This is a genomic window from Shewanella decolorationis S12, assembly GCF_000485795.1.
Taxonomy (GTDB): domain Bacteria; phylum Pseudomonadota; class Gammaproteobacteria; order Enterobacterales; family Shewanellaceae; genus Shewanella; species Shewanella decolorationis.
Window position 1 is genome coordinate 1 of sequence record NZ_AXZL01000060.1, and the last position, 23454, is coordinate 23454.

Here is a 23454-nt window from a genome sequence, read left to right on the forward strand (position 1 = left end):
CTAACTCACCTTTCACGAATTTATGCGTTAATTCATCGCCTTTAAACAACTTATGCCACTGCTCAAGCACTTCGCGGTCTGTCCAACGATTGACCGTCTCGATGTCGACTCGCAGCACCACATGCAGATGATTGGACATCACCGCAAACGCCGCCACATCAATAGCAAAAACAGCTTCAAGTTCAAACAGTAGCGATTCTACCCAACCACGGCGATGGTCATAGTTTTTACCCGAGTAACTATCATCACCACATAAAAATGCTCGCCGAACCACGCGGCTACAGCAATGGTAATAGGGTGTGTCTTCAAGGCTTATCTGGGTTCTGCGAGGGCGCGGCATACAAACCTCCTTGTTCAATGCTTAACCAAAGCATAGTAGGAGGTTTACTTTCGCGCTATTAAGGTTGGGTGTCCTGTTTCGGTACTTTTCGGTATTCGCTTACTAGCGCTTACTAGGGCTACCACAAACCACACCCCGATGCTTCTTGACCTTTTAGCCAACCAGCTATTCTTGCAGTGTGTTTTTCCCAGCCAGAACTGATTTCATAAACCTGCACTAAAGTGGTGTTATTTGGGGCTGCTTTTATTTCTACTAACTGCTGATAAAAACGGTTCCAACCTGCTTCGCCTACCAGAGCAAGTTGTCTAGTACCATTTTCCAGAACGTTATATTCAACATACGACGACTGGCTTACTTTGACTGCTGCTCCAACTGCAGGAATAGGGATGATCGAAGATGTTTCTCGTTGATAACATTTCACTAGCTCAGTGAACAATAAATTGTGAGTTTGCTCTGGGCTATAAGGAGTAGAAAGATCTCTCACTGCAAATTTTCCGCTATAAAACTCATTGATATCCTTTGGTGGGGAAGCACACCCAGACAAAAGAATCAAAGTAACAATTACTAAATATTTCACAGATACTCCTTAGTAGCCCTAACGTCTAAGTATTTATGCGCTGCGCTGTTTGCAAGGCATAAATCGCTTGTTCACTAAATCTCAAATATGGCCGCTGCCACATCCATATCAATTTGTATAAATGATGCTATAGGAATTTGCTTTTTGGCGGTAGCGTTTTTTTATACAGTTTGATAGCTAATCACTTGATATCATTTTACCTTTCTTGTTTTTTCACACTTATTTTTGCAGGTAAATCGCTATCTAACGACTCAAAACGCCAAGGAATACACCTCCCCTCGGAGTTGCCACAGGGCGAATAGAGATCTTGATTTAATAAAGAGTGCGGAAGCGATAGCAAATTTGGCAATGAGCACAAGGGGCTTTCAACTCCGTTAGGGACGTCTTGGAGCATCCAAGGGCGAAGGCCAACGGTCGTTTTGAGCGCGAGATAGGGATATCGAGCTGTCAGTTTAACATGGACGTTTTTGATAAGACGAGCAGTCCTCCTTGGTCGACTCTTGATTAAAAATCAGTGGGTTAAACCACACAACTTTGATTTTGATTAGAGCATTCAAACTATAAAAAAGATGGGCACATAACTTCTAAGTCGAACCATCAAACTGTCGATTAGATTTGCATCCAGAACAAATATTGACGGGTTAACACCCGACTAATCAACCCTGTTGTCATCTGCATGTCACTTAAGCTTCATCATTCAGTCAAAGCCCGTCACTAATCTCTAAGGCAGTCAACAGCCGCATAGGGTGAATATGAGATGACTGGAGCTAATTACAGGGGACTTGATCGCACGCTTATCGACGCACTCAAGGCTCCCCGCAACTCTTCCCGTAACACTCCTTCCAACTCTTCCTACAATGCTACATCCAGTGTTAACACTACTTCCTTCTCAACATCACATATTGCCAACGCCAGCAACGCCGTAAATAACCAAACCATCACAGTCAACGCCCTCTGGCTATCGGATATCCATCTAGGTTGTAAGGATTGCAAAGCCGACTATCTGTTAAGCCTATTAAATACCGTGCGTTGTCAGCACTTGTATCTGGTCGGCGATATTGTGGATTTATGGGCGCTCAAACGCCGCCTGCACTGGCCCGAGAGCCACAATAAGGTATTGCAAAAGCTGATTGAACTGGCACAAAACGGCACTCAGGTGATGTATCTGCCGGGTAACCACGATGAGTTAATCAAGCCCTATGCCGAACTGACACTACTGAATATCAAGATTGCTCGCCAACATATTCATCAGGGGATTAGCGGCCACAAACTGTTAATGCTGCATGGCGATCAGTTCGATGCCGATGTTTGCGTTGGGCGCTTCTACGCCATCTTAGGCGATCATCTCTACGACTTGTTGCTGTTCCTCAACCGCAATCTCCATCGCCTGAGTGAGCGTTTAGGCTACCCGTATTGGTCTCTCGCCAGCTATATCAAATCCCGCGTTGGCAAGGCGCAGACGGCGATCGCCCGTTTCCGCCAAGCCGTGGTGAATTATGCCCAGCACTATGATGTAGATGGCGTGATCTGCGGCCATATCCACCAGCCAGAGCTATCGATTCACCCTCGAGAGAACCAATACAGCACGCCGGATAAGCGCCAGATAATCTACGCCAATGATGGCGACTGGGTCGAAAACTGCAGCCTAATCACCGAAACCTTAAGCGGGGAATTACAGCTCTGCCGCTGGAACGAGCAAAGCTTAAACCTCGATATTCTGAGCAGTATTGTTCTGGCGCAAACGCCGCCTAAAGCGCCTGTTAACGCCCCAAAACCTATTCCACAAACGGCCACGCACAGCCCCAAACAAGCAGAAATCCAACCAAGGGATGTCGCCTAATCATGAATCAATTAACTCCTCAAACCCCAAATACCGAGTCATTAAGCGCCAATGCTTTAAGTCAGAGCACAGGCACTGGATCGGCGGCCATGCCACTGCCCGCCTTAAAAGCCAGTTCGATGATCTTTACCGTCGATAATGTGGTGGAGCAAAACCTACCCGCCCTCAAGGACAAACCTTGGTTAGCCAAGCCGACTAAGGCCATGCTGCGTTACCTGTTGAATGAAAAACAATGTAACGATATCGCCAATCAATTTGCCTATCTGCAAGGGGTCGATTTTGTCGAGCAAGTGCTCGCCAGCTTCGATTTTAGCTTTACCGTGCCCGCCAACGAGGTCGAAAATATACCCTGCGAAGGCCGTGTGGTAATCTTCGCCAATCATCCGATTGGTTCTCTCGATGGCCTCGCATTGATAAAACTGATTAGTGAGATCCGCCCCGATATTAAAGTCGTGGCTAACGAACTATTGATGGCACTTAAGCCTTTGCATTCCATTTTGCTGCCAGTACGTAATATGACGGGCGGCACGCCGAAACAGCACCTCGAAAAAATCCACCAGCATTTACGTAATGAAGGCGCGGTACTGATTTTCCCGTCAGGAGAAGTCTCTCGCCTGCGCCCGAGCGGCGTGCGCGATACCCAGTGGCATTCGGGCTTTTTAAAGATGGCGATTTCCTGTAATGCGCCGCTGCTGCCAATCTTTTTGGATGCCAAAAACTCGGCCACCTTCTACGGTGCCTCAATGATTTACAAACCCTTAGCCACACTGCTACTAGTCAAGGAGATGTTTAAGCAGGCCAAACGCAATATGCCCATTCGTATCGGCGAGCTTATCCCGAATGAAGCCGTGCGCTCGATGGATTTTCCGCTAAAAACCAAGATAAAACTGCTTAAAAATCATCTATATCGTATCGGCAAAGATAAAGATCCACTGTTTATCACCCAAAGCGCCATCGCTCACCCTGAGTCGCGCCGAGAGCTACAAGCCGCGCTGCAACAATGTGAACTCCTCGGTGAAACCCAAGATAACAAGCTGATTTATTTGTATCAGCATCAGGACAGCAATCCCATCATGCGTGAAATTGGTCGCCTGCGGGAAATCGCCTTTCGCGCCGTCGGTGAAGGCACGGGCAAGCGCCGCGATATCGATAAATACGATTCCTACTACCAACATCTGGTGCTGTGGGATAAAGAACAGTTTGAAATTGTCGGCGCCTATCGTTTCGCCAGCGGTGAGCAAGTGCTAAATCGCTACGGCGACAACGCCCTCTATAGCCAATCTCTGTTCCAATATGCCGACGGCTTTATGCCCTTTGTCAAACAAGGCTTAGAACTTGGCCGCAGCTTTGTGCAGCCCAAATATTGGGGCAAACGCAGTCTCGACTACCTCTGGTTTGGTATTGGCGCCTTCCTCGCTAAACATCCCGAATATCGCTACCTGTTTGGTCCCGTTTCTATCAGTAATCAACTGCCTGGCAGCGCACGCGAGATGTTAGTGCATTTCTACTCCAAGGAGTTTGCGCCAGCAGAGCCGCTCGCGGTGTCTATGTCGCCTTTTGGCCTGTCCAAGCAGCGCAAGTTGCAGTTGGATGAACTCTATTCCGGCGAGGATTACCCAAGCCACTTTAAGCAACTCAAACAAATGCTGGCGAGTATGGGCGCCGCAGTGCCTACCCTGTACAAGCAGTATGGCGAGTTGTGTAAGCAGGATGGGGTCAAGTTTCTCGCCTTCGGGATCGATGCCGATTTCGGCGACTGTGTCGATGGCTTAGTCTTGGTCGATACCCATAAACTCAAAGGGAAAAAGTACCAACGTTATATCGGCGCCCATTTGCCCGAAGACTTACGCAACCCCTTGATGACGGAAGACGAAACCGACGAGCAGGATTAGGAATAATCCTGTCTAAGATATTGGCTAAATAAACATCGGTCTGTTATAAGTATCTGTAATACAGTGCATTAAGGATACATATCCTTGGAAGGGTTTATCATGCCGATCATTATCGCCGATATTATGCGTACCCGAGTCGTTACGGTCGAAATGGACGATCGTTTAACCGTGGCGAAGGAGATTTTCGAGCAGGCAAACTTCCACCATCTACTGGTGGTGGATGAATATAAACTCGAAGGCGTGTTGTCGGAGCGCGACTTGCTGCGTGCCATCAGCCCGAATCTAGGCAGCAGCGCCGAAACCTCGAAAGATCTCGAAACCCTACAAAAACGCGTCCATCAGGTGATGACCCGTAATCCGGTGACCGTTGCGCCGCATGTGTCGCTCGATGCCGCGACGCACACTCTGCTGGAACACAATATTGGCTGTTTGCCTGTGCTCGATAATGGCGATTTGGTCGGGATAGTGACTTGGAAGGATTTACTGCGAGCCTATTGTGAACACAATGAGGTGAATGAAAGCGAGTGCTAGCAGCACTCGCTTTCAACTTTATAGAGTAACCTAGATTGCCCAGCCGCCCATATAGAAGGCCACCAGGCCCAGCGTAATGGCGAGCACGCCTAACTTAAGTTGACGCCATTCGCCGCTAAAAATACGGCCAACCACTAAGGTTACAAAGCCGAGCATAATACCGGTCACAATGTTACAGCTAAGGATAATGAACACGGCGCAGGTTAAGCCCGCCATCGCATCGACCTTGTCGTTAAAGTCCAACTTAGTCACATTGCTGAGCATCAATAGCCCCACATACATCAGCGCAGGCGCCGTCGCATAGGCAGGCACCAAATAGCTGAGCGGCGCTAAAAACACCATCAGCAGGAACAATCCACCGACTATGGTCGCCGTTAAGCCTGTCTTACCGCCCGCCGCTGTCCCTGCCGCCGATTCGATATACACCGCCGCAGGAGCGCCGCCGACAATACCCGCAAACATGCTGCTGACAGAATCTGACGTTAATGCCTTGCCGCCGCCAACGATATTATCGTCTTTATCCAGTAGATTGGCTTGCCCCGCTACCGCGCGAATGGTGCCCGTGGCATCAAAAATCGCCGTCATCACCAGCGCCAGCACAATCGGTAATACCACAGGATTTAAAGCGCCCATAATATCCATTTGGCCAATTAGCGAGTGCTCAGAGGTAAAATCAGGCACGGCGAATAAACCTTGGAATTTCACGCTAGGATCAAACACTAAACCGAACAGGGAGAGGCCGATAATCACCAGCAAGATACCACCAGGTACACCGCGACGCTCTAAACCGATAGTGGCCGCTAACCCCAGCACGGTGGCGATAACGGGCAGGCTGTTAATGTCGCCTAACTTCACAGGCAGACCCGCGTCATTGGCCACAATCAACTGCACACTGTTAGTGGCAATTAAGAGTAAAAACAAGCCAATACCGATACCTGTACCGTGCGCAATCCCCTTGGGTAGGTTAGCCAGCACCCATTGACGCACGCCAGTGACACTCACGACGGTAAAAATCACCCCCATCCAAAAGATGGCGCCTAAGGTCACAGGAATACTCATGCCCTGACCTAACACCAAGCCGAAGGCGGTAAAGGCGGTGAGTGAAATTGCACAACCAATGGCCATAGGCAGATTCGCCCAGAGTCCCATCAGCAGCGAGCCAAAGGAGGCAATTAAACAGGTGGCGACGAACACGGCACCGGGATCGAATCCCGCTTTGCCTAACATATTGGGTACCACAATCACTGAGTACACCATAGCGAGGAAGGTGGTTAACCCTGCAATCACTTCTTGGCGAACTGTGCTACCACGTTGTTGAATTAAAAAAAAACGGTCCAGAAACGAACCAGAGGGTACGGCTGTTGAACTCAATTGCTCAGACATATCTTGTTATACCTTGTGATCTCTTAAAATAGGGTCGATACCAATTGGCTTAGCCATTGGCGACGCCGGCTGCGGCAGATTAGAGCCCCAAATCCAACGACTTGGGTGAGAGATCCACTTCATTTTCCTACATCGGGAAAAATCTATGATCTGCAAGCAGTGACGCTTTGCATCGTTAAAATGGCTTCAACGACACAAACGCAGCCTTTGTTGGGCGCGGATAATACTGTAAACGCCGCCAGATAGCTAAGACCTCGCCTGCACTTCAGTAAATAATTAGCGAATAAATTCAAAATCAGTGTTCAAAAAAACGCCTAAACCGCACAACAAACTGCCGAGTTAGATCACAGAAATACAATTAACTCTCTGTCAGTAAAAGCAAAACTTATTGGCTTTTTAAAATTTTCATAATTTTTCATATATTGTCAAAGCCCATTCATCCCAGCAGGCAAGTCCATTCACATCTCCCCTTTATAGTGCTCCTATCAAAAATCGCTTTCGAACGGAGCTCTTCCCAATGACAAAGCCCACCATGCAAACATCGGATAAGTCCACACGCAGCAATGAGTTAAAGGCGCTGGGATTCATCATTTTCATACTCTTTCCCGCACTGACTATCGCGGGGATCAGTCTCTACGGTTTCATCATTTGGATGATCCAAGCCTTCGGCGGCGTTGTCGGCCACTAATTCACTGTAACTTTTGAGGACGCTATTATGAAGTGGTTAATCAACCTCTGGCGCACACTAAACAAACCCACAAAAGCGCTGACCTTAGGCGCTGTCAGCATCAGTGCTTTTATCATGGGCATCATCTTCTGGGGCGGATTTAACACCGCATTGGAAGCTACCAACACCGAAGCCTTCTGTATCAGCTGCCACAGTATGGAGAGCAAGCCCTACCAAGAGCTGCAGGAGACTGTGCATTGGTCGAATCACTCTGGTGTGCGCGCCACATGCCCCGACTGCCACGTGCCCCACAACTGGAGCCGTAAGATTGCCCGTAAGATGGAAGCCTCCCACGATGTCTGGGGCTGGTTATTTAACACGGTCAACACCCCTGAAAAATTTGAAGCTAAACGCCTCGAAATGGCGAGCCGCGAATGGAAACGTTTCGATCGCGACAATTCGCTGGCCTGTAAAAACTGCCACAACTACAAATCGATGAAGTGGGAAAGCATGTCACCACTGGCGCAAAAACAAATGAAACGCGCCGCCGAAATCGACCAAAGCTGTATCGATTGCCACAAAGGCATTGCCCACCATTTACCTGAAATGGGCACGGCCCGTGCACCCGAACTCATCGCAGAAGTCGGTGCTGGCGTCAGCTCAGTCGAAACCAACCAAACCTACTACAGCGCCCTGACTAAACCCCTGTTCTTTAGTGAAAAAGGTGATGTTGAAGCCGGTACCTTAAACGTCGCTACCAAGGTCAAAGTGCTCGAAACTCAAGGTAAGCGCATCAAAATTGGTATCGATGGCTGGCGTAAGAAAATCGGCGCAGGCCGCGTGATCTACATGGACTTTGGCGTAAACATTCTGTCGGCGCAGTTAAGCAAAGATGCAGCCGAAACCGAAGGTGTTATCCAAACCTTTGAAGAGGAAGAAGACCCAATGACAGGCCTGAAATGGCAACGGGTTGAAGCCCAAATCTGGACCGATAAGGATTACCTGCTCACCGAGCTGCAACCACTCTGGGGCTATGCCCGCGACACGTTCCGCTCAAGCTGTAGTGTGTGCCACACCCAGCCAGATGAAGCGCATTTCGATGCCAATACCTGGCCTGGCATGTTCCAAGGCATGTTGGCCTTCGTGAACATGGACCAAGACACCCAAGCGCTAGTGCAGAAATACCTGCAGGAACATTCGTCAACCTTCGTGAAAAAAGAGCACTAATTCGGGAGTAATACCATGAACAGAAGAGACTTTTTAAAAGGCTTAGCCTCAACCTCTTTCGTTGCTTTAGGTGGCTGCTCAGTGTTAGCGCCCTTAAACGCGCTGGCCAGCACGGGCTTAAATGAAGACGAATGGCTGACCACGGGCTCACACTTTGGCGCCTTTAAAATCAAACGTAAAAACGGTGTGATTGCCGAGGTCAAAGCTTTCGATTTAGATAAATATCCAACGGACATGATTAACGGTATCCGCGGCATGGTCTATAACCCATCCCGCGTGCGTTACCCTATGGTTCGCTTAGACTTTTTACTGAAAGGCCATAAGAGCAATACCCAGCAACGGGGGGACTTCCGCTTCGTTCGCGTGACCTGGGATAAAGCATTAAAGCTGTTTAAACACTCACTCGATGAAGTCCAAACCAAATACGGTCCATCGGGCTTACACGCGGGGCAAACCGGCTGGCGCGCAACCGGGCAACTGCATTCCAGCACCAGCCATATGCAGCGTGCGGTGGGGATGCACGGCAACTATGTGAAGAAAATCGGTGACTACTCCACTGGTGCCGGCCAAACCATTCTGCCCTATGTGTTAGGTTCAACCGAAGTGTATGCCCAAGGCACCTCTTGGCCGCTGATCTTAGAAAACAGCAACACTATTGTGCTCTGGTCAAACGATCCATATAAAAACCTGCAAGTGGGTTGGAACGCCGAAACCCATGAGGCCTTCGCTTACCTCGCTCAGTTAAAAGAGAAGGTCAAACAGGGCAAGATCCGCGTGATCAGCATCGACCCTGTGGTCACCAAAACTCAGGCCTACCTTGGCTGTGAGCAGTTGTATGTTAACCCACAGACTGACGTGACGCTGATGCTGGCCATCGCCCATGAGATGATCAGCCAAAAGCTTTACGATGATAAATTCATCCAAGGCTACAGCTTAGGCTTTGAAGAGTTTGTGCCTTACGTGATGGGCACTAAAGACGGTATCGCCAAAACGCCAGAGTGGGCAGCGCCAATCTGCGGGGTTGAGCCACACATCATTCGCGATCTGGCGAAAACCTTAGTTAAGGGCCGCACTCAAATCATGATGGGTTGGTGTATTCAGCGCCAACAACACGGTGAGCAACCTTACTGGATGGCCGCAGTCCTCGCGACCATGATAGGTCAAATTGGCTTACCAGGCGGCGGCATCAGCTATGGTCACCACTACTCCAGTATTGGTGTGCCTGCAACCAATGCGGCGGCGCCCGGCGCCTTCCCACGTAACTTAGACGAGAACCAAAAACCCCTGTTCGATAGCACCGACTTTAAAGGCGCGAGCAGCACGATTCCCGTCGCCCGTTGGATTGATGCGATCCTCGAACCCGGCAAAACCATTGATGCCAACGGTTCGAAAGTGGTGTATCCCGATATTAAGATGATGATTTTCTCGGGCAATAACCCATGGAACCACCATCAAGACCGTAACCGCATGAAGCAAGCCTTCCATAAACTGGAATGCGTGGTCACTATCGATGTGAACTGGACGGCGACTTGCCGCTTCTCCGACATAGTGCTGCCCGCCTGCACAACCTATGAGCGCAACGATATCGACGTATACGGCGCCTATGCTAACCGCGGTATTTTGGCGATGCAGAAGATGGTGGAGCCGCTGTTTGAAAGTTTGTCAGACTTTGAAATCTTCACTCGCTTTGCCGCGCTGATGGGTAAAGAGAAAGAATACACCCGCAATATGAGCGAAATGGAGTGGATAGAAACCCTCTATAACGAGTGTAAAGCCGCGAACGCGGGTAAGTATGAGATGCCAGATTTTGCCACCTTCTGGAAGCAAGGTTATGTGCACTTTGGTGATGGCGAGCTGTGGACACGCCACGCCGACTTTAGAAACGATCCTGAAATCAACCCACTAGGCACGCCTTCTGGTTTGATTGAAATCTTCAGCCGTAAGATTGAACAGTTCGGTTATGACGACTGCCAAGGCCACCCAATTTGGATGGAAAAAGCCGAGCGTAGCCATGGTGGCCCGGGTTCAGACAAATATCCTGTGTGGCTACAATCTTGCCATCCGGATAAACGTCTGCACTCACAGATGTGTGAATCGAAGGAATACCGCGAAACTTACACAGTCAACGGCCGCGAACCCATCTACATCAGCCCTGTGGATGCCAAAGCGCGCGGCATTAAAGATGGCGATATAGTGCGCGTCTTTAACGACCGTGGCCAACTGTTAGCAGGCGCCGTGGTATCGGAACGCTTCCCTAAAGGCGTTGTGCGAATTCATGAAGGCGCATGGTATGGCCCAGTGGGTAAAGATGGCAGCGTCGAAGGTGGCGCCGAAATCGGTGCCCTGTGTAGCTATGGTGACCCAAATACACTGACCTTAGACATTGGCACCTCTAAGTTAGCTCAAGCCTGTTCAGCCTATACTTGTCTGGTCGAGTTTGAGAAATACCAAGGCAAAGTCCCTAAGGTCAGCTCCTTCGATGGCCCTATCGAAGTCGAAATCTAACCGAGCCCACAAGGCTATGCGCCTAGTTAACTAGGTGCATGCCACTGTTAATCTTGAGGAACATGCGATGAGCAACGTCGATATCAATCATGCCAGAGCCTTAGTGTATCAGCTGCTATCTTCTCTGTTTGCCCGTGAAATTGATGAGCAGCGCCTTAAGCAACTCACCAGTGATCAAGCGCAGCAATTCTGGACACAACTGGGCTATGCGCCCGAGTTAAGTGCGCCAGTGGCCAGCATACAGAAGGTGCTAAATGGCTTAACGAGCGATGAAGCCTTGCTCGAACTTGCCGCCGATTATTGCGGTTTATTCCTTGTAGGCACAAAGCACAGTGCCTCGCCCTATGCCAGCCTGTACTTGAGTCGCGAGGAAGAACCCTTGCTCTTTGGGCAGCAGCATCAACAAATGAGCGAGTTTTTACACCAGAGCAAGCTGCAAGTGCAGAGTCACTTCCCTGAGCCTGCCGATCACTTAGCCGTGATCCTCGCCTATATGGGACACTTAACTTGTCACAGTGAAGATGCCGCCCAGTTAAACTTCCTCAATGCTTGTATCGACTCATGGTTAGCCAAGTTTGTCGCCAAGGTCGTTGAGTGCGATAGCAAGCACAGCAATGGCTTTTACAGCGCCCTCGCCACACTCACCCTAGCTTGGGTGCAGCAAGATAAACAGCAGTTAGAACAGGCAATGCATTGATCGCCATAAGCGTAAAGCCCGATTAGCGTTACACCTGAGTCGCGTTAAACCTGAGTCGCATTAAGACTCAAAGTAATAACTCATGTCTCGTCCTGGAATAAGTTAACGAAATGCGGCTCCCATGGGAGCCGCCTTTTTATCACTCGATTTGCATTGATTAGGCAGAAATACGTTTTGCTTATGTACGACTCAGGACGGCTCACGCCTAGTGCTAACCTCTTATCGATAAGCCTTTGCTGCTAATCCGGTGTTGCTAGCCCTGTGTTGCTAATTCTGTCTTGTTAGCCAGTGCTCAAGCGCTATTATCGATGCCTGCCAGCAGGCTGTTAATTCAGTGACGGCTTTGCTATCCAATCCATTTTCCCCTGTGGTGTTTAGTGCTTTCTCCCACTGCTGACAGCACTGAGTCAGTGCTTTTAGCCCCATGCTGGCACTGCTGCCCTTAAGCGCGTGCAATAGTTTTGCGCCCTCGCTGATATGCGCCACAGAGCTTAGCACCGAGAGTTGCTCCATTTGCTCAGTACTGGATGTTCGATAGAGCGTCAACATATCACTCACGGCTTTCACGCCCAAGACCTCAAGATCTTGCTGTAACTGGTTAAGATCTAACAAGGTTTCAGCCGATTGCGCCAATGGTTCCGCAAATGCGAAGGTTAAGGAAGGACTCGCTGACAACGCAGGACTCTCACTCCCAGAAGAAGATGGCGCAAACGCTGGCAACGAAGCAACACCTAACCATTCTGTCAGGGTTTGCAGGCTCAAGGGTTTAGCTAACACAGTATCAAACCCCGCCTCCCGATAAAGGCTAAGCTCCTCCGTCTGCATCTGCGCGGTAAAGGCGGCAAACTTCACCTTGTCATTGGTGAATAACGCCTTTAACTGGGGTAATAGGGTGAGGCCCGAGCCATCACTCAGCTGAATATCGAGCATCACGGCATCGAAAGCCTTATCGCCACTCACATGCGCCAGCGCCTGCTGACAACTGACGGCCAAGCAGGAACTGTGGCCTAAATGCGCCAAAAATCCCTGCGCAACCATGGCATTAACCTTGTTGTCTTCAATCACTAACACCCGTAGGGGATTAACCTGTTTTTGCTCCTGAGTTTGCGTATCCAATGCCTTATCACATTGGGTAAAGCTCAGCTCAAAACCAAACTCACTGCCCTTGCCAGGTTCGCTCTTAACCCAAATTCCCGGCCCCTGTGCATCCATCAGTTCAACTAACTGTTTGCAGATGGCAAGCCCCAATCCCGTCCCACGACTGCGCCCCTGATTAGGCAATACGCAGTAAGGCATAAATAATTGCTCGCGCACCTCGGGCGCAATCCCCACGCCGGTATCGGCCACCACAAAGGCCAACTTATCGCCTCGCACGCTGACATTAAGACTCACGCCGCCTTCTGGGGTGAATTTAATGCCGTTACCAATCAAGTTAAACAGCACTTGCCTCAACTTAGGGCCATCGATATGAATACACGCGGGTAACTGGGGACGATTCAGCCTTAGGCTCAATCCTGCCAAATTAGCGCCCGCCACCATGATCGCCAGCACTTCATCAAGCAAGGCGTTAATATCCGTTGGCCGCGGTTCATTGGTTAGATTGCCCTGCTCGAGGCGGGAGAAATCGAGAATATCGTTGAGCACAGTTTGCAGCAGCGTGCCGCTGTATTGCGACAGCGCGAGCATCTGTTGCTGCGCGGGCGGTAACTGACTATGGCCGAGTAAGGTAAGCGTCCCGAGTAAGCCGTTGAGCGGGGTGCGAATCTCATGGCTCATGGTCGCCAAGAATTGGGATTTTGCCTGACTCGCCTCCTCGGCAACGATTCTTGCCTTAGCGTGGCCTTTGGCCTCCGCATCGAGGCGCAGGTTGGCTTCGGCCAATTCCTGTGTGCGCGTGGCCACGGTTTGTTCGAGGGCTTTTTTATGCTCGGTCAGCTCATCGGCGACCTGACGTAAATCCGTCTGTAATTTCAGGTTGTGGGCGGTTTTTCGCTTAAATGCCTCGATGGCATTGGCCATGGCGGTCAACTCATCGTCACCGTGGGCATCGAGGCTCACATTGGTGTCCCCTAAACTTAAGCGCGACATGGCCTCGGTTGCCTGATTTAACCTCAAGGCAATGCCGCGATAGATCACCCGATAAACCACTACGGCTATGATAACCAACATTAATATGCCCGTGCCCCACAGTCCCAAGCGGGCGTAAGACAACTGCATTAAATAATCACTGCGCGCCAGCTCCGCCCGCTGCTGCTGTTGATTAAGTGCACTGTCCACCCGCGTATTGAGGCTATAGAGTTTTTCCGCTAACTCCTGCTGCTGCCGCTGTTGGCGCTGCAGGCTTTGGCTCAGTTCTCGCTGTAATTTAATGATTTTTGGGGTATGGAGAAGAATAGCCAGCTCCGTTTTTAGGGCATTGAGCCTGCCGGGGTCGCGGATAAGCTCAGCCACAGTGGTGAGCGCCATTAAATCGATACCCACCTCTGCCACTGGCGCCTCAGTGGTCGCCAGCTCGATAGCCATCCCTTGCGTTGGATGATGCTGCGCCATGGGGTGCGATGGTGCAGTACTGGCAAAGGTTGCCAATAAACGGGGAACACTCAATTGCAGCTCAGACTGTAGTTCGGATGCCTCAAATAACTGACTGAGCAGCGCAATTTGATGTACTAACTTGAGCGCACGGTTGAGCTGCTCCTGCACATCTAACTCTCGCTCAATCACATCATCGAGCAATTGGCCACTGCGTTTATCTCCCGCCATATCCGGATAGGCTTGGCTGAGTTTTGCCAAAATCGCCGAATCGACAACCGCCAATTCGGATTGCAATAGCTCAGAGGCTCGGCCTGCGGCAACCGATAATTCGCGGGCCCTGAGCTGCAACTCATCGCCCAAGGTAAGGCGCTGGCCCACGCTCTTACCCAGTAAGGTTAATTGCTCGATGATTTGCCCAGCTAATACGGATAAATGATTATCTTCGTTCACATCCAGTGTTAGTAACACTTTGATGCTATTTAACATTGTGGCGCTTTCAAGGCTGAGCTTACGGCCGATAAATTCCCGCTGCCGCTCATCCTCCACTTGGCCTAACTGGGTCACGCCATCGGATAAGGCATTAGAGGCCTGCACTAATTGGCGCGCGGCTTGAGAGGCGGGTAAGGATTCTTCATACAGGTAACTGTCGGCCTGTTTGAGCCAATGCAAACTCAGGCTACCTAAGCTAACCAGTAGCAACAGCAATACCCCAAGCACGCCGAAGGCGAGCATGAGTCTGCCGGTTAAACTACTTCGCGATAAAGATAAAGGCGCCACACTTGTTCCTTCTGTTACAATGCCTTCGAGATAATCACTGTGGATGATACGAGACAATGGGAAAATTTTGGCAAGCTTTGCTCACACTCACCACTTTTGGGCTGTTATGTTTACCGACTGCTGACGCCAACAGCCAAACTTGGCCATTAGAGCAACGCCATCCCTTTAATGCCAAAATTCAACAGGCGCAGGCGCTTGATTATCATCCCCTGAGTAAAGCACAACAGGCTTGGCGCATTTGTGCCTTAGTGCCTCATCTTAAGGACGCCTATTGGATTGGCATCAACTACGGCCTGATCCAACAGGCGAAACACCTCGGCGTGTCGCTGGATCTGTTCGAAGCAGGCAGCTACTACCATCAAGATAAACAGCTCGAGCAATTAAGCGCCTGTATGAAGGGAGATTACGACGCGATTTTGCTTGGCGCCGTGAGTCCCAATCTGCTCGAACATTTCTCCGAGCCGTTAACCAAACCCGTGCTCGCCCTAGTCAATAAACTCAATGCAGAGCAAGTGCAGACCCATATCGGCGTTAACTGGTATCAAATGGGGCTAAGCGCAGGCAATTTTATTAAGGCAGATGCCAAGGCGCATTCCCCAACCCAGCCGACCACCTTGGCCCTCTTAGCGGGCCCTGAAAACCTAGGCGGCACAGATTTAGTCGAACAAGGCATTCGCCATGCCCTCGAGGGCAGCAATGTCAGCATCAGTGCGATTCAGCATGCCGATAACAATCGCAATCTCTACCGCGACCAATTACAGATACTGCTTAAGGCTCAGCGCCCCAACTATATTCTCGGCAGTGCCGTGGCGATAGAAGCCGCCGTCAGCACCCTCAAACAAAAACAGCTGACGCAAGACATTAAGCTGGTGAGCAGTTACTTATCTCCTGCGATTCTACGCGGCTTGAAACGCCAAAAAGTGGTATACAGCAATGATGACTTGGTCGTGTTACAGGGCAAACTCGCCATCGATGTCACGGTAAAACAGCTCGAAGGCGCTGCGCCTTTTGGCGATATAGGTCCTGCTATCGTTGAGCGCACGACTTCACCAAATACCCTATCGGATCTTAGCGTTAGCCTCGCTGAAGCGGATTTTTATCCTTTATATCAAGTACGGCCTTAATCTTTACCCTAGTCCTCCACCTTAGCGGCAAATAAATAACCCTCACCATGGACAGTGACAAAGAGTTCGGGATTAAGCTTATTACGTAGGCGGCGGATGATCACATCTATGGTTCTGTCATTCACATCCTGATTGCGATGACTGGTTTGCTGCATTAAGCGCTCGCGGGAAAGTACCTGCTGCGGATGCAAAGCAAAGGCGGTTAACAACTCAAACTCGGCCTTAGTGAGCTTGATAAGCTCCTCCCCTTGGCGCAACTTACGGCTGTTTAATTCAAGCCGATAACCTTCAAAACTCATCACATCGTCGGGCTCTGATAATTCCTGCACCAGCGCTTGTTCGGCTTGTTTTACCAGAGAAATCCGCCACAGTAGATTTTTAACCCTAACCAATAGCTCCCGCAGCTCGAAGGGCTTAGTCACATAATCATCGGCGCCCATCTCGAGACCTACGATTTTATCAATTGATTCATCACGGCCCGAGACCAAGATAATCCCCACATGGGAACGGCTACGTAACTCACGTGTTAAACTTAAGCCATCCACCCCAGGCAGATTAATGTCCAACATAATTAAATCAATATGTTGACGATTAAACTCATGCCACATCTGCTCGCCATCGGCCGCCTCGACAACGCGGTAACCTTCTTTTTCAAAATATCCTTTCAATCGCGCACGAATCACTGCTTCATCATCGACAACGAGCACACTATAGGCCATGTTCAACATCTCTTATTTTGCTTAACTGAATTATTCATACTTTTTCATATTTGCATATGAGGAAAAGGTGAAATGTGCGATCTGCGTTGCTTTATTGCACAAAAAACTGCCGGGCTTTTACAGCGACCTGAATATGACATATGCTTAGGCATATTGACTGGGGTGAGCACTAACAAACTATGAAAGATAAAGAATTAGTGATTGATGAAAGACGCAATTTTTCACGGATCTTGTTTGCCGCAAGTGCGTCGCTACACCAAGGCGATAAACAATGGCAAACCACCATTCTTGACCTCAGCCTGAATGGCGCTTTAGTGGAAGAGCCCGCAGGTTTCAGCCATGCAGGAGAGCCTATCACCCTTAGTTTTAGCTTGCAGGGCTCGGATATTGAGCTGCAAATGGAAACCGAGTTAGTGCATCAACGCAATCAACAGTTGGGATTGAAGTGTAACTTTATTGATGTTGATAGTATCAGCCATCTGAAACGCATCGTTGAGTTGAACCTGGGCGATGCGTCGATACTGAATCGTGAATTAGCGCTATTTATCGAAAAACACAACAGCGCTGATTAAGTGAAAAAGTTGAGTGTGAAACAGGCTGCACCGCCGAAGAATCCATAAAAAAACAGCGCCATTGGGCGCTGTTTTTTTTATTGAAAATTAAATCGCTTCAAGCGCTTCCGATAGTTTCGACACCCCTACGACTTCCATGCCTGCGGGCGGCTTTTTCGGCACATTCGCACGGGGCACTATCGCCCGCTTAAAGCCATGCTTGGCGGCTTCGACGAGGCGTTCTTGACCATTTGGCACGGGACGAATTTCCCCAGATAACCCCACCTCACCAAACACCACTAAATCGCTCGGTAAAATATCGCCACGGAAACTCGACACCATGGCCAGCAGTAAGGTTAAGTCGGCACTGGTTTCCGTCACTTTAACCCCACCAACGACGTTCACAAACACGTCCTGATCCGACATTTGTAAACCACCGTGGCGATGCATCACAGCAAGTAACATGGCCAAACGGTTCGCATCCATCCCCACCGCGACACGTCGCGGGTTCGACATGGCTGAATTGTCCACCAGCACCTGCAATTCAACCAACAGCGGACGCGTGCCTTCCCACACCACCATGACTAAGGAGCCCGAGGATTCCTCCTCGCCGCGGGAGAGGAAAATCGCCGAAGGGTTAGCCACTTCCTTCAAACCGCGCTCGGTCATGGCGAATACGCCTAACTCGTTAATCGCTCCGAAACGGTTCTTGTGGGAGCGCAGGGTGCGATAACGGCTGTCGCTATCCCCTTCAAACATCACTGAGCAATCGATACAGTGCTCGAGCACTTTAGGCCCAGCGAGGCTGCCGTCTTTGGTGACATGCCCTACCATAATCACGGCAATACCGTTTTGCTTAGCAAAGCGAGTTAAATAGGAGGCCGATTCACGTACCTGCGATACACTGCCCGGACTCGAAGCCACATCGCTCATGTGCATAACTTGAATAGAGTCGACGACGATGACTTTTGGCGATTCTTGCAGGGCCACTTCGCAAATCTGCTCCACACTGGTCTCGGATAACATCCTCAATTTATTGGTCGGCAGCCCTAAGCGATGGGCCCGCATAGCGACTTGCTGCAGGGATTCTTCCCCTGTGACATAAAGCGCTGGCATTTGCTCGGCAAGATAACAAAGTGTTTGAAGCAACAACGTACTCTTACCAGCACCGGGGTGACCACCAATCAGAATGGCGGAGCCTGGGACTATGCCGCCCCCAAGTACGCGGTCGAGCTCGCCAAAATGGCTCACGATACGAGGTAAAGCATTGAGATCTATTTGATCTAAGGTTTTAACCTCGCTGCTGCCAGCACCGGCATAACCCGCAAACTTCGTTCCCCGTCCAGGCGAAGCGGCACCTAAACGCACTTCGGTTATGGTATTCCACTCGTGGCAAGCACTGCACTGCCCTTGCCAACGAGGAAAATCTTGTCCACACTCATTGCACACGTACGCGGTTTTATTCTTTGCCATAACTTATTAAAATCTGTATAAAATCAATTTAAGTAACTATGAATACTGCCGACATAAGACTAACACAGCACGGCATATACCCAAACCATCTGAAGACATGAGTTTCACTTAGCTTGAGATGAAATAAGCATTAGAAAAGATCCCTACATGAGTTTAGATAACCATAATGCGCTCATAGAACAGCTCAAGCCGCTACTCATGGAACCCAATTTCCAAGAGATTTTTCAGCAGCTGACTGCCGATGAAAACAATTCCACCCGTTTTCTGTTGAAAATGGAGTTGAATCGTTTGGCCTCGCCCTGCACTCGGATTATCGATCTTAGGGACAAATCTGAGTTACCCTGCACCGAAGTCATGCTTGGCCAACAACGTCATTTCCTAGATGAGCCTGCCAAACATAGCCTGCAAGAAGCGATGTCCTTATATCGTAATAAATATACGCTGGGCGTGTATGAATACGTCATCGCCGCTCATCAACAACGGCGACAAAAGCTACGTCAGGTGACACAACAAACGGACGGCGTTGAACCCGAACCTTTTATGGTTCCGGGTGTAGTGCTCGGCAGCTATTTTAACCGCGCCGAAGAGCGGATGAATTACAGTATCCGTATTGCAGTTTCGCAACCCGGGCGAACCGAAATGCCGGGGATCACCGTGGACTTATCCATTGGTGGTGCGCGTATTCGCTTGGGGGCGAATCATCCCTTCGATCTCGACAAGCCTCTCAAGGTCAAACTGCTCGAGCTGAGCGAGGAATATTACTATCCCGATCTGCAACTCGGGGTCGATTATCAAATTGTCGACAGCCAAGCCAACGGTGAGTTTATTTGGCTAAGGTTAAAGCGAATTAGTGGCACTGACGCCCTAGGTGAAATGCTAGGTAATTTGATTAGGGGCTACAAACTCCGCTACAAACTCGATGTGAACGATGTCTTGGTGACAGCATCAGGCCTAGGCTTTGAACGCCACTATCTTCCACATTTGCCGCATTTACCTTTGTTTTTTAATCAACAAACGCAATCGATTAGCCATATGCTGCTAAGCCGCGACAATCAGCAGATAGTACATTATTTTCAAGATGAGAATGATATCAGCCAGCTGCCCGCCATGCTGACACCCGCGCGGCTCTCTGCGCTGCTCAGCCACCCTGAAAATCCGGATTACGGACTGTTTTTTAGTTTTACCTACAATGCCCAAGGCGCGTTATATTTTTATTCCGCCACCTTAGCCGAATTAAAATCCAAGGGCATGATGCCCTTATTCCTAGGTTTTGCCTCAACAAAACCAAGCTGGCGTATTTTTAAGCTTATTCCCGATAAGATTTACCATGCGAAAGGCTATCGCCGTGCGACCTTGCCAGGGGATGAAGCTAAATACAGCCCGCTGGTAGAGCAACAATTAGCCCAGTTCAGCCATATGCTGCAACTTATCGATCTGACCAACGAGGATGAAAGAGCGACCTATAAAGCCTGGCAAGACGATAGTAATGCCAATGCGCTCAAGACCTTTGGTCAGCAGCGCCTCACCGCACATCAAATTAAGCCAATTTCGATGCAATTTAGTGAGCGCAGGCAGGAAGCGCGTTTCGCCTTTAAAACCTTAGTGAATGTGTCACAAGGAGGCATAAAAGCGACTGGGATTACCTTAGATATTTCTGGGCGCGGCATGCAACTCACCTTAGATAATCCCGCAGCGTTTGTTGCGAATAAACCATTAATGATTAGTTTGCCTAAGTTGCAGACTATTGCGGGTAAAACCCAACTAGATAATTTGCCCTATCGCCTAGTGCGTACCCGTAAAAATGGCGTGACTCTTCATTTAGCCGCGGTCATGGGACATACCCCCCATGTTGGCGTTGAGTTTTTAAATAAGCTGATCGCTCACAATCGCGAAAAACTCGAGCAACTCACTGAAAATAATAGTGAAGCAAACGAACTTTCTGATGGCTTAAAAAACATCCTTTTACGCGAGCTACACTCAGTCCCCTATTTTGTTGAGAAAACAACAAAATCAGCCCAAGTCGCCTGCCTAGGTGTCAGCACTGAACATGATGAAATTAGCGATATTTTTGCCGCAGGCTCCTCGGATACCCTGCAATATAATCTCGCTCCGCTGTTAAAAGATGGATTCTTTAAACGGGATATTCTCGATCCTATTCGCCAAATGAAGCCACAGCAGGATATGGATTTTATTGAGGTGTTTATCCAGTTGACCCGCCAGTCCCGCGGCCAATTCCATTTAAAATGTGTTCCTGCCACCGAACTTGGGGATGCGCAGGCCAAAATCGCCTTTATCAACCAAAGCAAACTGGCGGGACGCTTTATGGCGCTGCGGATTTACCGTGGAGCGACCGAGAAACCGGATATGGGTTATCTGCGCCGCGAATTGGAATACATCAATATCCACGCCAACCACAGGGCGAAACAACTCGAGGAACAACTCTGGCGAATTATCGGTGTAGGTGAACTACTCGATATCACCCAAGAGGTGGAGCTGCGCTACCCTGCGCTGCAAAAATAAGTGAGAGCACGTCGCCCTAGTCTTTTAACACCGCCAATTCAAATCCGAGATACCAATCGCGGATCATTGGAAAATGGTCCCCCATCGCATCCAGATGGGTCAGCATATCCGCATGACCATAATCGTGTTTAAAGCCATTCGCCTTTGAGAGCAGAGTGTATTTCACTTGGCGAAAACCACACTCAGAGATCATATCGGCGACATCTTCGGGATGTCCAAGCACAGTATCATTTTGCCCGGCAATAAACCACGCGACGGGCCAATTGGCCGCCTTCGCCGCCTTGCCGTAATCGAAGCCATCATCATGGTCGAGCCACTCTCCACGCACCCAATCTATGCTTTGAGTTAACGATGCGCGGCTCTCGTTATCCATACCGACACGCAGCTTATCTGCGGCGAGATACCCCTGTCCCACGGCTAAACTCGGGGCGAGACGATTCCAAAACACATCGACCATCAACCATTTTTTAAAGGACTTCACTCGAATCGTGCGTTTACTGCCAAAAGTCAGTAGTGACCGCACACTTTGCTGTAATTCTGGGTAACGCGCTAAGGCGCTCGCCATCAACACGCCACCCCAAGAATGCGCACACCAATGCAGCTGCGATGAAGCAAGTTTCCCCAGCTCCTGACAAAGCTGTTGATGCATATTCAAAATATGCTGCTGCACTAATGGCAGCTGCTCGCGGATCACCTCCCCTTGCCCGAGAGTAAACCCACGCGCAATTTTGGGTAGACTCAAACCTCTGCCCGCCGTATCCAGCACATACACCACAAAGCCCGCCTGAGCGAGAAAGCATCCTAAGCCTCGGCCACTTTGGCTGTAAAATACCCGGCCATTGGACATGGCACCATGTAACATCAAGATCGGTGGCTTCGAAAAATCCGCATTAGCAGGCAACAACTGACGCAGATGCAGCTGTCCATCTCGGTACGGAATATAGAGGGAAGTTTGTGCAGGCGTTGGCGCCGAGTGTTGGGATGCAGAGGAAGTCAAAGTCAGTCGCTGGTAGTCCATTAATGAACACTAAACTACCAGCTAAGCGTCAAAAAACAAGAGTCATTACTCTAATGTAAACGACTCTGATACAGAGGATGAGTTAAAACTGCAGCAGATAAGGCAGTACGCGCAGATCTAAACTGCGGATCCGCGCATCCGCCGCTGCCGCAAGTTTAGGCTTAGCATGGAAGGCTATGCCAAAGTCCGCCGCCTGCACCATAGGAATATCGTTGGCACCGTCACCGATGGCGACACGCTGCCCAGCTGGGATCTGCCAGTCTTGGCTACAACGGTTAACCACATCGGCCTTAAACTGGGCATCGACGACTTTCCCCGTCACGGTTCCAGCAAGCTTGCCGTCCGCAATCACTAATTCGTTGGCAAATGCCGCGTCTAAATTCAACAGCTGTTTTAAGTAGCCAACAAACGGCGTGAAGCCTCCTGACGCAACAACCAAACGCCAATGGTGCGACTTAAGCTCGGTCAGCATGGCCTCAAGGCCCGGCATCAGTGGCAAAGTGTCACACAAGGTTTGGATGATCTTGGCATCGGCGCCCTGAAGCTGGGCAACCCTTTGGCGCAAACTCTGCTCGAAATCCAGCTCGCCCTGCATGGCGCGCTCCGTGATTGCCGCCACTTGCTCGCCTACCCCTGCCATTGCGGCAAGTTCGTCGATACATTCAATTTGGATCGCGGTAGAATCCATATCCATCACCAGTAAACCCGGCTCGCTCAGTTTAGGTAATGGGCCGCGAATAAGGTGTAACTCCACCTGCGATGGACAAGTAGCTAACAGCTCGGCACTCGGCTCCACGGGAAGCACAACTTCAACGCAATGTAGCGCCACTTGACGGCGAATAGGTGCGATGGAGAGCGAAGTTAATTTAAGGCTTTTAGCCAGAGAAACAATCCAAGCCGCTAATGAGTCTTCAATGCTTAAATCTTCGTAAATCAGACGCATAGCACATCCGCTCTGGGATGGCCGCGTAGACGATTCCTGATAAGCCTCGAAACCAAGCCCCTGATATTCAAAGCGAGGTGAAGGGCTAGCAGCTAACCATACAAACAGCGCATTTTGGTTCAAGCTTTCCATAGGACT

At 49.8% G+C, this 23454-nt stretch carries 18 protein-coding genes; 10 read left to right on the forward strand and 8 right to left on the reverse strand.

Annotation, left to right across the window (positions count from 1 at the left end; all coding sequences use genetic code 11):
* Both SHD_RS07920 and SHD_RS07925 read right to left on the reverse strand, forming a co-directional pair.
* Positions 1 to 340, reverse strand: a 340-nt coding sequence (locus tag SHD_RS07920; protein ID WP_039977856.1) for a hypothetical protein, incomplete at its 3' end; no start/stop codon positions are given.
* Between the two features lie 118 nt (positions 341 to 458).
* Positions 459 to 917, reverse strand: coding sequence for a hypothetical protein (locus SHD_RS07925; RefSeq protein ID WP_023266633.1), 459 nt, complete (start codon positions 915 to 917; stop codon positions 459 to 461).
* 757 nt (positions 918 to 1674) lie between these two features.
* Here SHD_RS07925 and SHD_RS07930 point away from each other — a divergent pair.
* From SHD_RS07930 to SHD_RS07940, 3 genes are all read left to right on the forward strand, one after another.
* Positions 1675 to 2757 (forward strand): UDP-2,3-diacylglucosamine diphosphatase, encoded by a 1083-nt coding sequence (locus SHD_RS07930; RefSeq protein ID WP_023266634.1) that lies wholly within the window; start codon positions 1675 to 1677, stop codon positions 2755 to 2757.
* A gap of 119 nt (positions 2758 to 2876) precedes the next feature.
* A complete protein-coding gene (gene olsF / locus SHD_RS07935; RefSeq protein WP_459538777.1) occupies positions 2877 to 4649 on the forward strand; it encodes a bifunctional ornithine lipid synthase OlsF in 1773 nt (590 codons plus the stop codon).
* A 99-nt stretch (positions 4650 to 4748) separates the two neighbouring features.
* Positions 4749 to 5180, forward strand: a complete 432-nt coding sequence (locus SHD_RS07940) for a CBS domain-containing protein (protein WP_023266636.1) — start codon at positions 4749 to 4751, stop codon at positions 5178 to 5180.
* A 30-nt stretch (positions 5181 to 5210) separates the two neighbouring features.
* Here SHD_RS07940 and SHD_RS07945 read toward each other — a convergent pair whose 3' ends face one another.
* Positions 5211 to 6563: an NCS2 family permease gene (locus SHD_RS07945; protein ID WP_023266637.1), complete on the reverse strand. Its 1353-nt coding sequence runs from the start codon at positions 6561 to 6563 to the stop codon at positions 5211 to 5213.
* A 517-nt stretch (positions 6564 to 7080) separates the two neighbouring features.
* Between SHD_RS07945 and torE the strand changes: the two genes are divergently transcribed.
* The 4 genes from torE to torD all read left to right on the forward strand — a co-directional run bounded on the left by torE (position 7081) and on the right by torD (position 11659).
* A complete protein-coding gene (gene torE / locus SHD_RS07950) occupies positions 7081 to 7251 on the forward strand; it encodes a trimethylamine N-oxide reductase system protein TorE (RefSeq protein ID WP_023266638.1) in 171 nt (56 codons plus the stop codon).
* A gap of 27 nt (positions 7252 to 7278) precedes the next feature.
* The gene (torC, locus tag SHD_RS07955; RefSeq protein ID WP_023266639.1) at positions 7279 to 8457 is read left to right on the forward strand and encodes a pentaheme c-type cytochrome TorC; all 1179 of its coding nucleotides are present in this window, start codon (positions 7279 to 7281) and stop codon (positions 8455 to 8457) included.
* Between the two features lie 15 nt (positions 8458 to 8472).
* The gene (torA, locus tag SHD_RS07960; RefSeq protein WP_023266640.1) at positions 8473 to 10962 is read left to right on the forward strand and encodes a trimethylamine-N-oxide reductase TorA; all 2490 of its coding nucleotides are present in this window, start codon (positions 8473 to 8475) and stop codon (positions 10960 to 10962) included.
* Positions 10963 to 11029: 67 nt separating this feature from the next.
* Positions 11030 to 11659 (forward strand): molecular chaperone TorD, encoded by a 630-nt coding sequence (torD, locus tag SHD_RS07965; protein ID WP_039977858.1) that lies wholly within the window; start codon positions 11030 to 11032, stop codon positions 11657 to 11659.
* A 267-nt stretch (positions 11660 to 11926) separates the two neighbouring features.
* Here torD and torS read toward each other — a convergent pair whose 3' ends face one another.
* Positions 11927 to 14968 (reverse strand): TMAO reductase system sensor histidine kinase/response regulator TorS, encoded by a 3042-nt coding sequence (gene torS / locus SHD_RS07970; protein ID WP_039977860.1) that lies wholly within the window; start codon positions 14966 to 14968, stop codon positions 11927 to 11929.
* Positions 14969 to 15024: 56 nt separating this feature from the next.
* On the opposite strand from torS, the gene torT reads away from it, so the two are divergent.
* Positions 15025 to 16092 carry a TMAO reductase system periplasmic protein TorT gene (gene torT, locus SHD_RS07975; protein WP_023266643.1) on the forward strand — a complete coding sequence of 356 codons (1068 nt, stop codon included), beginning with the start codon at positions 15025 to 15027 and terminating at the stop codon, positions 16090 to 16092.
* Between the two features lie 8 nt (positions 16093 to 16100).
* On the opposite strand, the gene torR is transcribed toward torT, so the two are convergent.
* On the reverse strand, positions 16101 to 16811 hold the full coding sequence (torR, locus tag SHD_RS07980; RefSeq protein WP_039977861.1) for a two-component system response regulator TorR: 711 nt from the start codon (positions 16809 to 16811) through the stop codon (positions 16101 to 16103).
* A gap of 200 nt (positions 16812 to 17011) precedes the next feature.
* Here torR and SHD_RS07985 point away from each other — a divergent pair, with 200 nt between their 5' ends.
* Positions 17012 to 17383 carry a PilZ domain-containing protein gene (locus SHD_RS07985; protein ID WP_039977896.1) on the forward strand — a complete coding sequence of 124 codons (372 nt, stop codon included), beginning with the start codon at positions 17012 to 17014 and terminating at the stop codon, positions 17381 to 17383.
* An 87-nt stretch (positions 17384 to 17470) separates the two neighbouring features.
* On the opposite strand, the gene radA is transcribed toward SHD_RS07985, so the two are convergent.
* Complete coding sequence (gene radA, locus SHD_RS07990) at positions 17471 to 18835, reverse strand: DNA repair protein RadA (protein ID WP_023266646.1); 1365 nt, start codon at positions 18833 to 18835, stop codon at positions 17471 to 17473.
* A gap of 147 nt (positions 18836 to 18982) precedes the next feature.
* Here radA and SHD_RS07995 point away from each other — a divergent pair, with 147 nt between their 5' ends.
* Positions 18983 to 21355: a PilZ domain-containing protein gene (locus SHD_RS07995; RefSeq protein ID WP_023266647.1), complete on the forward strand. Its 2373-nt coding sequence runs from the start codon at positions 18983 to 18985 to the stop codon at positions 21353 to 21355.
* 16 nt (positions 21356 to 21371) lie between these two features.
* On the opposite strand, the gene SHD_RS08000 is transcribed toward SHD_RS07995, so the two are convergent.
* Complete coding sequence (locus SHD_RS08000; RefSeq protein WP_023266648.1) at positions 21372 to 22373, reverse strand: alpha/beta fold hydrolase; 1002 nt, start codon at positions 22371 to 22373, stop codon at positions 21372 to 21374.
* A gap of 82 nt (positions 22374 to 22455) precedes the next feature.
* Positions 22456 to 23448, reverse strand: a complete 993-nt coding sequence (gene serB, locus SHD_RS08005) for a phosphoserine phosphatase SerB (protein WP_023266649.1) — start codon at positions 23446 to 23448, stop codon at positions 22456 to 22458.
* Between the last annotated feature and the right edge of the window lie 6 nt (positions 23449 to 23454).

Bases quoted from the DNA above. Each gene is read 5' to 3' on its own strand.
- SHD_RS07930 (WP_023266634.1), top strand. From the start codon at position 1,675: ATGACTGGAGCTAATTACAGGGGACTTGATCGCACGCTTATCGACGCA.
- olsF (WP_459538777.1), top strand. From the start codon at position 2,877: ATGATCTTTACCGTCGATAATGTGGTGGAGCAAAACCTACCCGCCCTC.
- SHD_RS07940 (WP_023266636.1), top strand. From the start codon at position 4,749: ATGCCGATCATTATCGCCGATATTATGCGTACCCGAGTCGTTACGGTC.
- SHD_RS07945 (WP_023266637.1), bottom strand. From the start codon at position 6,563: ATGTCTGAGCAATTGAGTTCAACAGCCGTACCCTCTGGTTCGTTTCTG.
- torE (WP_023266638.1), top strand. From the start codon at position 7,081: ATGACAAAGCCCACCATGCAAACATCGGATAAGTCCACACGCAGCAAT.
- torC (WP_023266639.1), top strand. From the start codon at position 7,279: ATGAAGTGGTTAATCAACCTCTGGCGCACACTAAACAAACCCACAAAA.
- torA (WP_023266640.1), top strand. From the start codon at position 8,473: ATGAACAGAAGAGACTTTTTAAAAGGCTTAGCCTCAACCTCTTTCGTT.
- torD (WP_039977858.1), top strand. From the start codon at position 11,030: ATGAGCAACGTCGATATCAATCATGCCAGAGCCTTAGTGTATCAGCTG.
- torT (WP_023266643.1), top strand. From the start codon at position 15,025: ATGGGAAAATTTTGGCAAGCTTTGCTCACACTCACCACTTTTGGGCTG.
- torR (WP_039977861.1), bottom strand. From the start codon at position 16,811: ATGGCCTATAGTGTGCTCGTTGTCGATGATGAAGCAGTGATTCGTGCG.
- radA (WP_023266646.1), bottom strand. From the start codon at position 18,835: ATGGCAAAGAATAAAACCGCGTACGTGTGCAATGAGTGTGGACAAGAT.
- SHD_RS07995 (WP_023266647.1), top strand. From the start codon at position 18,983: ATGAGTTTAGATAACCATAATGCGCTCATAGAACAGCTCAAGCCGCTA.
- SHD_RS08000 (WP_023266648.1), bottom strand. From the start codon at position 22,373: ATGGACTACCAGCGACTGACTTTGACTTCCTCTGCATCCCAACACTCG.
- serB (WP_023266649.1), bottom strand. From the start codon at position 23,448: ATGGAAAGCTTGAACCAAAATGCGCTGTTTGTATGGTTAGCTGCTAGC.